At 61.8% G+C, this 12,344-nt stretch carries 10 protein-coding genes; 3 read left to right on the top strand and 7 right to left on the bottom strand.

The features are described from left to right. Window positions 1-30: 30 nt before the first annotated feature. The 3 genes from FHK92_RS05845 (at window position 31) to FHK92_RS05835 (ending at window position 4,365) form a co-directional block, all read left to right on the top strand. A complete protein-coding gene (locus FHK92_RS05845) occupies window positions 31-1,827 on the top strand; it encodes an acyl-CoA dehydrogenase C-terminal domain-containing protein (protein ID WP_181287239.1) in 1,797 nt (598 codons plus the stop codon). Window positions 1,828-2,096: 269 nt separating this feature from the next. Continuing rightward, window positions 2,097-3,875, top strand: coding sequence for an acyl-CoA dehydrogenase C-terminal domain-containing protein (locus FHK92_RS05840; RefSeq protein ID WP_181287238.1), 1,779 nt, complete (start codon window positions 2,097-2,099; stop codon window positions 3,873-3,875). 331 nt (window positions 3,876-4,206) lie between these two features. Next, window positions 4,207-4,365: a YqaE/Pmp3 family membrane protein gene (locus FHK92_RS05835; protein ID WP_003177654.1), complete on the top strand. Its 159-nt coding sequence runs from the start codon at window positions 4,207-4,209 to the stop codon at window positions 4,363-4,365. A 147-nt stretch (window positions 4,366-4,512) separates the two neighbouring features. On the opposite strand, the gene FHK92_RS05830 is transcribed toward FHK92_RS05835, so the two are convergent. The 7 genes from FHK92_RS05830 to pqqF form a co-directional block, all read right to left on the bottom strand. Then, complete coding sequence (locus tag FHK92_RS05830; RefSeq protein WP_181287237.1) at window positions 4,513-6,339, bottom strand: alpha/beta hydrolase family protein; 1,827 nt, start codon at window positions 6,337-6,339, stop codon at window positions 4,513-4,515. Next, window positions 6,305-7,435 (bottom strand): pyrroloquinoline quinone biosynthesis protein PqqE, encoded by a 1,131-nt coding sequence (gene pqqE / locus FHK92_RS05825; protein WP_085987043.1) that lies wholly within the window; start codon window positions 7,433-7,435, stop codon window positions 6,305-6,307. The genes FHK92_RS05830 and pqqE overlap by 35 nt, the downstream gene beginning before the upstream one ends. After that, entirely contained in the window at window positions 7,428-7,703 is a 276-nt protein-coding gene (pqqD, locus tag FHK92_RS05820; protein ID WP_030139251.1) for a pyrroloquinoline quinone biosynthesis peptide chaperone PqqD, read from the bottom strand. The genes pqqE and pqqD overlap by 8 nt, the downstream gene beginning before the upstream one ends. After that, entirely contained in the window at window positions 7,700-8,452 is a 753-nt protein-coding gene (pqqC, locus tag FHK92_RS05815) for a pyrroloquinoline-quinone synthase PqqC (RefSeq protein WP_181287236.1), read from the bottom strand. Before pqqC ends, pqqD begins: the two co-directional genes overlap by 4 nt. Window positions 8,453-8,629: 177 nt before the next feature. Next, window positions 8,630-9,541 (bottom strand): pyrroloquinoline quinone biosynthesis protein PqqB, encoded by a 912-nt coding sequence (gene pqqB / locus FHK92_RS05810; RefSeq protein ID WP_181287235.1) that lies wholly within the window; start codon window positions 9,539-9,541, stop codon window positions 8,630-8,632. A gap of 79 nt (window positions 9,542-9,620) precedes the next feature. Further along, entirely contained in the window at window positions 9,621-9,695 is a 75-nt protein-coding gene (pqqA, locus tag FHK92_RS05805) for a pyrroloquinoline quinone precursor peptide PqqA (RefSeq protein ID WP_003177660.1), read from the bottom strand. Between the two features lie 170 nt (window positions 9,696-9,865). Then, the gene (pqqF, locus tag FHK92_RS05800; RefSeq protein ID WP_181287234.1) at window positions 9,866-12,307 is read right to left on the bottom strand and encodes a pyrroloquinoline quinone biosynthesis protein PqqF; all 2,442 of its coding nucleotides are present in this window, start codon (window positions 12,305-12,307) and stop codon (window positions 9,866-9,868) included. Between the last annotated feature and the right edge of the window lie 37 nt (window positions 12,308-12,344).

The following is a 12,344-nucleotide window of genomic DNA, read 5'->3' as shown; positions in this document are numbered from 1 at the left end:
TGGAACGATCTGCTACCGGAGGAAACCACCATGCCCGAGTACAAGGCTCCCCTGCGCGACATGCGCTTTCTGATCGACCACGTCTTCGATTTCCATGGCCGCTATGCCGAACTGGGAGCCAGCGATGCCAGCCCGGACATGGTCAGCGCCATCCTCGATGAAGGCGCCCGGTTCTGCGAGAACGTATTGGCGCCACTCAATCGCTCGGGTGACGAAGAGGGCTGCCATTTCGACAACGGAGTGGTAACTACGCCTACAGGGTTCAAGCAGGCTTTCGCACAGTACGTGGAAGGCGGCTGGCATGGCCTGGCGGCGGACCCGGCGTACGGTGGCCAGGGCTTGCCCAGTTCCCTCGGGCTGGTCATCAGCGAAATGATCGGATCGAGCAATACCTCCTGGGGCATGTACCCCGGCCTGACCCATGGCGCCATGTCGGCCATCCACGCCCATGGCACCGAGGAACAGAAGCACACCTACCTCAGCAAACTCACCGCTGGCCAGTGGACCGGCACCATGTGCCTGACCGAAGCCCACTGCGGCACCGACCTTGGCATCATCAAGACCCGCGCCGTGCCACAGGCGGACGGTAGTTACGCAGTGACCGGCAGCAAGATTTTCATCAGCGCCGGCGAGCACGACATGAGCGAGAACATCATTCACTTGGTGCTCGCCAAGCTGCCCGATGCACCGGCCGGGACCAAGGGTATCTCGCTGTTCATCGTGCCGAAGTTCCTGCCGGACGCCTCGGGCGAGGCCGGGGAGCGCAATGGCGTTTCCTGCGGGTCGATCGAGCACAAGATGGGCATCAAGGCCTCGGCCACCTGCGTGCTGAATTTCGACGGGGCCAAGGGCTTCCTGATCGGCGAGGCGAACAAGGGCCTCAATTGCATGTTCACCATGATGAACCACGCCCGCCTCGGCACCGGCATGCAGGGCCTGTGCCTGGGCGAGGCGAGCTTCCAGGGCGCGATCAAGTACGCTAACGACCGCTTGCAGATGCGTTCTCTGACCGGCCCCAAGGCACCGGAAAAAGCCGCCGATCCGATCATCGTCCACCCCGATGTACGTCGAATGCTGTTGACGATGAAAGCCTTCAACGAAGGCAACCGTGCGCTGACCTATTTCACCGCGCAACTGCTCGACACCGAGCACCTGAGCCGCGACGAAACCGCCCGCCAGGAGGCCGAAGATTTGTTGGCTTTCCTCACGCCAATCTGCAAAGCCTTCATGACAGACACCGGACTGGAGGTGACCAACCACGGCATGCAGGTGTTTGGCGGCCACGGTTTTATCCGCGAATGGGGCATGGAGCAATTGGTCCGCGATTGTCGGATCGCGCCAATCTATGAGGGCACCAACGGCATCCAGGCCCTGGACCTGCTGGGGCGCAAGGTCCTTGGCAGTCAAGGCAAGTTACTGCGCGGCTTCACCAGGATCGTCCATAAGTTCTGCGTCGCCAATGCCGGGCACCCGCAGCTCGACGGATACGTTGCGCAGCTCGACGGCCTCAACCGGCAGTGGGGCGAACTGACGACCCAGGTTGGCATGGCGGCCATGAAAAATCCGGATGAGGTGGGGGCCGCCTCGGTGGATTACCTGATGTACAGCGGCTACATCATCCTGGCCTATCTGTGGCTGCGGATGGCGTTGGTGGCCCAGGCGCAACTCGACAGCGACCAGGGCGACGCGGATTTTTGCCGGGCCAAGCTGGCGACCTGCGAGTTTTACTTCAAGCGCCTGCTGCCGCGTACGATGGCTCATCGGGCCGCCGTAGAGGCCGGGAGTGACTGCCTGATGAAGTTGCCGGCGGAGTTGTTTGCGCTTTGATGGGCTGAGACATTCTCCGTGGCGAGGGAGCTTGCTCCCGCGTGACCGGGCTGGCGCTCCAGTGCGTAGCGCTCAAAAGAGGGCTGCTGCGCACCCCAGCGGGAGCAAGCTCCCTCGCCACGATAAAACATCAACTTTTGGCTGTGACTAAAAATAACAAAACGGTCATGGGTTGACCCTATGTGTCGCAAAAGTTGTTGGGGTACACTCTGGCCCATTGCGAAACCGCTTTCCTACGAACCAATTGTTTAGATCCTGCGAGGTTTGCCATGGCTGACTACAAAGCGCCCCTGCGCGATATGCGCTTCGTCCTCAATGAAGTGTTCGAGGTTTCGAAACTATGGGCCCAATTGCCGGCACTGGCCGAGACCGTGGACGCTGAAACTGTCGAAGCGATTCTGGAGGAAGCCGGTAAGGTCACCAGTAAAAGCGTTGCTCCCCTCAGCCGCGCGGCTGACGAAGAGGGTTGTCACTGGGCCGACGGCGCTGTCAGCACGCCGGCAGGTTTCCCACAGGCATACAAGACTTACGCCGAAGGCGGTTGGGTCGGCGTTGGCGGTGATCCGGCGTACGGTGGCATGGGCATGCCCAAGGCCGTTTCGGCCCAGGTTGAAGAGATGGTCAACTCGGCCAGCCTGTCCTTCGGCCTGTACCCGATGCTGACCGCCGGGGCTTGCCTGTCGATCAACGCCCATGCCAGCGAAGAACTGAAGGCGGCGTACCTGCCGAACATGTACGCCGGTGTCTGGGCTGGTTCCATGTGCTTGACCGAGCCTCACGCGGGTACCGACCTGGGGATCATCCGCACCAAGGCGGAGCCCCAGGCCGACGGTTCCTACAAGGTCAGTGGCACGAAGATTTTCATCACCGGCGGCGAACACGACCTCACCGAGAACATCATCCATCTGGTGTTGGCGAAGCTGCCGGACGCGCCGGCCGGACCGAAAGGCATCTCGCTGTTCCTGGTGCCGAAGTTCATGGTCAACGTCGACGGCAGCCTGGGCGCGCGCAACGCGGCGAACTGCGGGTCGATCGAGCACAAAATGGGTATCCAGGCGTCCGCCACTTGCGTGATGAACTTCGACGAGGCCGTGGGTTATCTGGTCGGCGAGCCAAACAAAGGCTTGGCGGCGATGTTCACCATGATGAACTACGAGCGTCTGGGCGTCGGCATCCAAGGCTTGGCCACCGGCGAGCGTTCCTACCAGAACGCTATCGAATACGCCCGTGACCGCCTGCAAAGCCGTTCGCCCACCGGCGCGCAGAACAAGGATAAGATTGCCGACCCGATCATCGTCCACCCGGACGTGCGTCGCATGCTGCTGACCATGAAAGCCTCGAACGAAGGTGGCCGCGCGTTCTCCACTTATGTTGCGATGCAACTGGATACCGCGAAGTTCAGCGAAGACCCCGCCACTCGCAAGCGCGCGGAAGACCTGGTCGCGCTGCTTACACCCGTCGCCAAGGCCTTCCTCACCGACCTGGGCCTGGAAACCACGGTCCACGGCCAGCAGATCTTTGGCGGTCATGGCTACATTCGCGAATGGGGCCAGGAGCAGTTGGTGCGCGACGTGCGCATCACGCAAATCTACGAAGGCACCAACGGTATCCAGGCGCTGGACCTGGTGGGACGCAAGATCGTCGGCAGTGGCGGGGCGTTCTACAAGTTGTTCGCCGATGAGATCCGCCATTTCACCGCGACGGCAAGCAGCGAGTTGTCTGAATTCACCCAACCGTTGAACGATGCCGTCGGCACGCTGGACGAACTGACCGAGTGGTTGCTGGACCGGGCGAAAAGCAATCCGAACGAAATCGGCGCAGCGTCGGTGGAATACCTCCAGGCATTTGGCTACACCGCATACGCCTACATGTGGGCACTCATGGCCAGGGCAGCCTTGGGTAAGGAAAGCCAAGATGATTTCTACGCGAGCAAGTTGGGCACGGCGCGATTCTACTTTGCCCGCCTATTGCCGCGGATCCATTCCCTGAGCGCTTCGGTGAGGGCCGGCAGTGAGTCGTTGTTCCTGCTGGAGCCGGGCCAATTCTGAAATATGTCGTCATGTAAGCAAATGCTTACATGACGTGCTGGCGATTTCCCTCTATCGTCCGATTGGATCCACGGCTAATCTAGCTTCCATGGACGTAGCGCAGGACGCGCAAAGTAACAACACGGACACGTAGGATTCTGCCAGGAAGGCGGAGTGAAATGGATGTCAGGGAAACAGTCTGCAAAGCCCCGCTTCGGCGGGGTTTTCTTTTGTCCGCGTTTTTTATCGGCGGACGCTTTCGAGGCCTCTCGCGAGCAATTACTGAACCCCGACGAGCGGGCAGGTGTCCATGGCTATGGCAACGTGGCCATCGCTCATCAGGGAGTCATCCATGGATTTCATTCGCATCATCATCGCCATTCTGCTGCCACCGCTGGGTGTTTTCCTGCAAGTCGGGTTTGGCGGGGCGTTCTGGCTGAATATTTTGCTGACGCTGTTGGGCTATATCCCCGGCATCGTGCATGCGGTGTACATCATCGCCAAGCGCTGAAGTCCTGCAGTCAGAGGATTCCTTTATTGAGGACTCCTTTGTGGCGAGGGGGCTTGCTCCCGCTCGATTGCGCAGCGATCGCAAAAGCTTGGGGCCGCTCCGCGACCCAGCGGGAGCAAGCTCCCTCGCCACAAAAGCTCGCCACTTTCATAAGCCAGCGTTCATCACCTTTCGATAAAACAACCACTCCTGCTCAAGCGCATGCGCCTGGTTCGCAGCCTTGCGAAAACCGTGGCGTTCATCCGGATAGTAATGCGCCTCCACTGGAACACCGTTCTCCTCCAATGCCTTGACCATATCGCGGGTCTGCTGCGGCACGACCACGGCATCCAACTCGCCTTGGAAAAAAATCATCGGCGCGCGGATCTGGTCTGCGTGAAGCAACGGAGTGCGCGCCCGGTAGCGCTCGGCATCCACTTTTGGGTCGCCGATCAGCCAGTCCAGATAGTCACCTTCGAACTTGTGTGTGGCGCGGCCCAGGGCTACCGGGTCGCTGACGCCATAGAGGCTGGCTCCAGCACGGAACACGTCCCGGAACGCCAAGGCGCAAAGGGTTGTATACCCACCGGCGCTGCCGCCACGAATGAAGGCGCAGCGGCCATCGACCAGGCGTTGCTCCTCCAGGTACGCAACGACGGCGCAGGCATCCTCGACATCCACTACGCCCCAATTCAGATGCAATGCCTGCCGATAGGCTCGGCCATAGCCACTGCTGCCGCGGTAGTTGAGATCGGCCACGGCAAAGCCGCGCTGGGTCCAGTACTGGATGCGCGGGTCGAATATCGGATAACAGGCGGAAGTCGGCCCACCATGGATGAACACCACCAGCGGCGGTCTCGGGTTGGCGTCCATGGCGGGATAGAAGAACCCATGGGCTTCACTTGAAGCAACGGGGTAGCGCAGCGTCTGTGGACGGCTGATCTGTTCGGCGGACAGCGGCGCAATGCCGCCAGCCAGCACGGTGATGTGATGGCTCCGTCGTTCGATGGCAATGACCGCCGACGGGCTGGTCGGCGAGGCGGCAACGGCGTAGATGAAACGCTCATCCTGCGCCAGGCTGCGAAAGCGGCTGTAGGTCCCGGTAAAATCTTCGATTGCGTCGCCACGGCACATGCCCAGCCGACCAAAACCTCCCTCGGTCCAGCTCGCCAGATGAGTCTTTTCGTCGACGGGCAGCCAGGTACAACCGCCCAATTGCCAAGGCGCGGGGGCATGATCGGCTTCGGCGGCAGCCAACGGTCTCAGGACGCCCGCATTCTCAGCCCAGGGCTGCCAGTAGCCGCCTCGATCGGTCAGGCAATAAAGACGATTGGAAGCATCGAAGCGCGGTTGCTGAATGGACTCTTCCGCACCGTGACCCGCCACGCAGACCGGTTCGCCCCAACCTGCATCGTTGCGCTCGGCCAGCATCAGCCGCGTGGCCGTCCAGGGCTGGTGCGGGCGACTCCACTCGATCCAGGCGAGACGCTTTTGATCCGGACTCAGGATCGGCGCGGCATAGAAATCCGCGCCTTCGGCCAATACGCATCGCTGATGATCGGTCAGCCCGATCGACACCAGACGATGCTGGTTGGCCTGTTCTTCCACCGCTAGCACGTGCCTTGCGGCGAAGTGCAGATCGCCATATCGACGCTCACCCGAGGTCAACGCCACGGGGCGCGGGTCTCCCAGCGATTGGTGATACAGCTGTTGGTCGGCCTCGTTGACAAACAGCACGCCGTCATCGCTCAGGCAGAACGACCCGCCGCCATACTCATAGACCCGGCTGCGCACGCTGAAGCCATCCGGGGTCAGGCAATGCGCCTTGCCATCGCGCCAATGCCAGATCCGACAGGCTCCGTCCGCGGGGCGGTATTCATTCCAGAACAGGCCCAGGGGCCCGAGTTGCAGTTCGGCAAAGTCGATGCCTGCCGCGACAGCCTGGGCGGCGCTGAGTGGATCAGCCTTTAACGATGAGGCGTGAGTTTCGTTCATTACGAAAGGCCAGTTGCTCAATGGTTTGCGTGGCGTGCTCGGCGTCTTCGCGAGCCTGGAGAATTATCCCATGGTGTTCGGATTTGCTGCACACCGGGTCGGCATTGCTGGCATCGCCCGTGAGCATGAACGCCTGGCAACGGCAGCCGCCAAAGTCCTTTTCCTTCTCATCGCACGAGCGGCAGGGCTCGGGCATCCAGTCGTAACCGCGGAAACGGTTGAAGCCGAACGAGTCGTACCAGATGTGCTGCATGCTGTGGTCGCGCACATTCGGGAACTGCACCGGCATCTGCCGGGCGCCGTGACACGGCAATGCCGTGCCGTCCGGCGTGACGGTGAGAAAAATGCTGCCCCAGCCGTTCATGCAGCCCTTGGGGCGTTCTTCGTAGTAGTCCGGGGTCACGAAGATCAGCTTGCACGGGTTGCCTTCGGCTTCCAGCTTGGCCCGGTATTCGTTGGTGATGCGCTCGGCCCGCACCAGCTGTTCCCGGGTCGGCAGCAGGCCGACGCGGTTGAGCTGCGCCCAGCCGTAGAACTGGCACGTGGCGAGTTCGACGAAGTCAGCTTCGAGGGCGATGCACAGCTCGATGATGCGGTCGATCTTGTCGATGTTGTGCCGATGGGTCACGAAGTTCAGCACCATCGGATAACCATGGGCTTTCACCGCCCGGGCCATTTCGAGTTTTTGCGCGAAGGCTTTCTTCGAGCCGGCCAGCAGGTTGTTCACCTGCTCGTCGCTGGCCTGGAAACTGATCTGGATGTGGTCCAGGCCAGCCTTCTTGAAGTCGCTGATCTTCTGTTCTGTCAGGCCGATGCCTGATGTGATCAGGTTGGTGTAGAAACCCAGCTTGCGCGCCTCGCCGATCAGCTCGGCCAGGTCCTGGCGCACTAGCGGCTCGCCGCCGGAAAAGCCCAATTGCGCGGCGCCCATTTCTCGCGCCTCGCGGAACACCTTGAACCACTGCTCCGTGCTGAGTTCCTTGCCTTGCTCGGCAAAGTCCAGCGGGTTGGAGCAGTACGGGCATTGCAGCGGGCAGCGATAGGTCAGCTCGGCCAGCAGCCACAACGGCAGGCCAACGGCGGGCTTCTCAGGCAAGGGTGATCCAGTGCTGTGCACGGGCGACCTCCATGAATTGCTCGATGTCGTCACCGAGCTCTGGCACACCGGGAAATTGTTTATCCAGCTCAGCGATGATCGCCGCGACATCGCGTTCGCCATCGATCAGTCCACCGATCAGCGCGGCGCTGTCGTTCAGCTTGATCATGCCTTCAGGATAGAGCAGCACGTGGCCTTTCTGGGCCGGTTCGTACTGGAAGCGATAGCCGGGGCGCCAGTTGGGGGTTTGGCTGCGATCGAAACTCATAAGACGATTCCTTTGTGCCAAACCCGTTGGTCGGTCACGGTGTGATAGGGCGGGCGGTTCAATTCGTAGGCCATGCTCATGGCGTCGAGCATGCTCCAGAGTATGTCGAGTTTGAACTGGAGGATTTCCAGCATGCGGTCCTGGCCTGCACGCGTGGTGTAGTGCTGCAAGGTGATCGCCAGGCCATGCTCCACGTCGCGCCGGGCCTGGCCCAGGCGGGTGCGGAAATATTCGTAACCGGTTGGGTCGATCCACGGGTAATGCTGCGGCCAACTGTCCAGGCGCGACTGGTGGATCTGTGGGGCGAACAGTTCGGTCAGCGAACTGCTGGCGGCTTCCTGCCAACTGGCCCGGCGGGCGAAGTTGACATAGGCGTCCACCGCGAAGCGCACGCCCGGCAGTACCAATTCCTGGGAACGCAACTGGTCGGGATCCAGGCCCACCGCCTGGCCCAGTCGCAGCCAGGCTTCGATGCCACCGTCTTCGCCCGGGGCGCCGTCATGGTCGAGCAGGCGCTGGATCCACTCGCGGCGGATTTCCCGGTCCGGGCAGTTGGCCAGGATCGCGGCGTCCTTGAGTGGGATATTCACCTGGTAGTAAAAGCGGTTCGCGACCCAGCCCTGGATCTGCTCGCGAGTGGCGCGGCCTTCATACATCGCCACGTGATAGGGGTGATGGATGTGGTAATACGCGCCCTTGGCACGCAGGGCCGCTTCGAACTCGGCGGGGGACAGGGGGGTGTCGGTCATGTCGTTCTCCGGGAAATACCCGTGGGTTCTGTGGCGTCAGGGTTGGCCCTATCGCGAGCAAGCTCGCTCCCACATTGGTTGTGCTGTGAATCGAATGTTCGGTACGACTCGGACAACTGTGGGAGCGAGCTTGCTCGCGATGAGGCCCGCTGGTCCCCCGCAGTCGTTCAGCCCTTCCTACAACTCGATACTCATCCCGTCGAAAGCCACTTCGACGTTCCTGCGCACCAGCTCGGCCCGCTCGGGCGAATCTTCATCGAGGATCGGGTTGGTGTTGTTGATATGGATAAGGACCTTGCGCTGCTCGGGCAGTTGCTCCAGCACTTCGAGCATGCCGCCGGGACCGTTCTGGGCCAGGTGACCCATTTCCCGACCGGTGCGGGTGCCGACGCCACGGCGCTGCATTTCATCGTCGTCCCACATCGTGCCGTCCACCAGCAGGCAGTCGCTGCTGGCCATGATGCCCAGCAACGGTTCGTCGACCTTGCCCAGGCCCGGCGCATAGAACAGCTTGCCGCCAGTGCGCAGGTCTTCGACGATCAACCCGATGTTGTCGCCCGGGTGTGGATCGAAGCGATGCGGTGAATAGGGCGGCGCGGCGCTGCGCAGGGGCAGCGGGGTGAAGCGCAAGTTCGGGCAGGCGGCGATGGTGAAACTCTGGTCGAGTTCGATGCGGTTCCAGCTCAGGCCACCGTTCCAGTGGGTGAGCATGTTGAACAGCGGAAAACCGGTGCTCAGGTCTTCGTGGACCATGTCGGTGCACCAGACCTGGTGCGGGCAGCCTTCGCGCAGGCTGAGCAGGCCAGTGGTGTGGTCGATCTGGCTGTCCATCAAGATGATCGCGCCAATGCCGGTGTCCCGCAGGGCTCGTCCAGGTTGCATCGGGGCGAAACTCTGGAGCTGGGCGCGGATGTCCGGCGAGGCGTTGCACAACACCCAGCTCACGCCGTCATCGGAAATCGCGATAGACGACTGGGTACGCGCCTGGGCCCGCAGGCTGCCGTTGCGAAAACCTGCGCAATTGGCGCAGTTGCAGTTCCACTGGGGGAAACCCCCGCCGGCGGCGGAACCTAGAATCTGGACGAACATGGCCGCTCCATCTGCAAACCGAAAATAAAAACGCCCCGGATGACCGAGGCGTGGTGTTGCGTACTACCGCCTGCAGCTATCAACGGCTGGCGAAGTACATGGTGACTTCGAAGCCGATACGCAGATCGATATATGCGGGTTTGGACCAGGACATGGGAATACTCCTTTGGTTGGGATGCTTCGGTTAGATGGTACAGGTGGAGCCTATACATATAGTCCACCTCCGCAGGGAGATGTTCAGATGCTTAGGCGGCTATGTTACTAAATCTGACAAATTCGTTCGCCGCGATTCTTTGAGAAAGCTCGTTGCACGGTCGGTAACGATCAATGCCCCGCTTGCCAGGGCATTCCCGGACACGGCGCGTTGCTCAGGCAATACCGTCCGCCATGGGCGTCGGCCAGGCGCTGGGCCGCGTCGATCAATTGTCTGCGCGTGATAGCTGTTATGGCGTCGGGTAACTGTTGAAGGTAGTCCGATGGACGACCGGCCAGCTTGCCTTGCCAGAGCACTTCGGCGACCTGGGCAACCGGCAGCACGGTACTTTGCAACTGGCTGCCCAGGGCTTGTCGTTGGCTGGCCAGGGTCGCATCGTCAATCTGCTCGATCAGCGCCACCAAGCCGCCCAGGAACTGCTCCATATGCTCGACCAACTGCGCCGCCGACGCCGCGGGAGATTGCGCGCCCAGCAACAAGCCGGTCCGGCCGTCGATCTGTTTCAAGCCACTGAACACCGCATAGCCCAACTGCAACTCGACCCGCAGGCGTTGGTAGTACGGGGCTTGGCCCAGATGGGCCAGCAGGCGCCACGCGGCTTCGTCGATCAAATCCTGGGTTGGCGTGGGACAGAACAGCAGCACGGCCTGTTCGTCGCCTTGGGTCTGGAGCGAATGCCAGCGACGCATCGGCGCAGGCACGCTCGTTGTCGCAGCTTGCTCTCGGGCGATGCCAGGGACTCGCGCCAATACGGGACCGATGGCGGCCTGGGTGGCTGCCGACAGACCGACGGCCAAACCGTCCCAGTGGGCGTTTGCCCAGGCGCCTTGATCGCTGTCGGGTAAAGGTTGCGAGGATGGCCGTGGGGTTTGCTGACAATGATTCGGCAATTCGCGCAATAGCTGTCGGATCGGTATCAGCGGCGCGTCGTCCCGGGCCGGGCCGGGCGGCAGTGGCTGTCCCAGCTTCGCCAGGAAGTGCTCAAGGACCAACGGCATCGGCGCCTGCAAGCCGACCAGTTTCAATAGCCATTGCTGGCCGCTGGGTTCAAAGGCGATGTCGACACCGGCCTGCCGGGCATCTTCCTGCAAGTCCGCCAACTGCCGATCAAGCCTGGATTTCAGACTGAGCGGTACTTGTGCCGGCCATTGCCAGCGCAGGTACACCGCACCTTCAGGCGAGGTATCCGGCAATGCCTGGCTGAACTGCAGGGGCGAGCGCTCCCGGCGGCCCCGGCTGCGGTCCTGGGCGAATGTGCGCAAGCCACGGTGGGCGCTGGTCTGGCCGCGGATCAAACCGGCGCGGGGTGGTTCACCGATGGTTTGCAGAAATGGGTTGGGCGCTGGCACGTGCCATTGTCCGGCAACGTTATCCACAGGGTGCAGTTGCCTGAGGATTTCCCTGAGGCGTATCAAGTCGTTTTCCGACAGCGGGCCTTCGCGTCCTTCACAGTCCCAACGGGCCAGTTGCAGGGCGGTCGCTGTTTCCTGCTGACGTTGCCGAAGCGCGGTGTATGCCTGGCGCAGTGATGTCCAGTCATCCTGGCCGGCAAAAAAGCCCAGCCAGTCGCGCAGCAACGGCCGGCTATCGGCGGGTGTTTGTCCGCTGTCGAGCGTGAGTTCGATATGCAGCAGCGCTTGGCCGGCAAATTCGTACAGCGCGGTGGCCTTGAGGCCGTCAGCCAGGCCTTGCTGGCGCAGTGTCGCGAGCAAGCCGCCCGGTTTATGGTTGTTCAGCCAGTGGCACAGGAAGTCCATGGCTTGGGGTGAGGCTGCGGGCAGGTGTTCGAAGGCAAACAGCAGGTCGAGGCCGCCTTTGCGTACCTGTTGATAAATGGAATCGGAGGATGCCATGAGCCTTGGCGGTGCCTGCCGGATCGCTGCTTCCTGGGCGGGCACATGTTCACTGAATTGGATGGCCTGGGTTCGCAAGGCTTCGACGTCTTGCGGGCCGGCCAGGCTCAGGGTCATTTGGCCACTCTGATAGAAACGCTGGTAGAAATCGCGCAGTGCCGTCTGGAATTCCGGCTGCGATACGCCAAGGCTGTCGCGATTGCCCGCATGAAAGCCCCGTAGCGGGTGATTCGCCGACAACCCTTCGTACAAGGCCATCTGTCGCTGGGCCGCTGCGTCCTGGGACCAGGCGACGAATTCAGCGTGCAGGACTTCCCGTTCGCGCAACTGATCGTTTTCATCCAGGCGTGGGCGGACGAGCATATCCGCCAAACGTTCCAGTCCGCCGGGCAGGGCCGCCGGTGGCAATTCCAGGACAAATTCGGTGGTGCGTTCGCTGGTGCGCGCATTGATTTGCCCGCCGTGACCTTGCACGTAGGCCATCAGGTGCTGTCCGGTAGGAAAGCGTTCTGTCCCCAGGAAGAAAAGATGCTCGAGAAAATGCGCCAGTCCCGGCCAAGCCTCGGGCGCATCATGGCTGCCGGCCGCCACCCGCAACACAGCGGCGCAGCGCTTGAGGCCGGGAACATGGCGCAATGTCATCCGCATGCCGTTGGCCAGGGTTTCGGTGTGAGGGCGGAGGGAGTCGGGGACCGGCATGAGCGCTTCCAGGATTGGGATGCGCTCATGCTAGCGG

Source organism: Pseudomonas brassicacearum subsp. neoaurantiaca (assembly GCF_013608025.1).
In the GTDB taxonomy this organism is placed as follows: domain Bacteria; phylum Pseudomonadota; class Gammaproteobacteria; order Pseudomonadales; family Pseudomonadaceae; genus Aquipseudomonas.
This window is presented reverse-complemented; position numbering and strand designations above follow the sequence as displayed.

Coding starts and splice junctions, on each gene's coding strand:
- FHK92_RS05845 (WP_181287239.1), top strand. CDS start 31: ATGCCCGAGTACAAGGCTCCCCTGCGCGACATGCGCTTTCTGATCGAC.
- FHK92_RS05840 (WP_181287238.1), top strand. CDS start 2,097: ATGGCTGACTACAAAGCGCCCCTGCGCGATATGCGCTTCGTCCTCAAT.
- FHK92_RS05835 (WP_003177654.1), top strand. CDS start 4,207: ATGGATTTCATTCGCATCATCATCGCCATTCTGCTGCCACCGCTGGGT.
- FHK92_RS05830 (WP_181287237.1), bottom strand. CDS start 6,339: ATGAACGAAACTCACGCCTCATCGTTAAAGGCTGATCCACTCAGCGCC.
- pqqD (WP_030139251.1), bottom strand. CDS start 7,703: ATGAGTTTCGATCGCAGCCAAACCCCCAACTGGCGCCCCGGCTATCGC.
- pqqC (WP_181287236.1), bottom strand. CDS start 8,452: ATGACCGACACCCCCCTGTCCCCCGCCGAGTTCGAAGCGGCCCTGCGT.
- pqqB (WP_181287235.1), bottom strand. CDS start 9,541: ATGTTCGTCCAGATTCTAGGTTCCGCCGCCGGCGGGGGTTTCCCCCAG.
- pqqF (WP_181287234.1), bottom strand. CDS start 12,307: ATGCCGGTCCCCGACTCCCTCCGCCCTCACACCGAAACCCTGGCCAAC.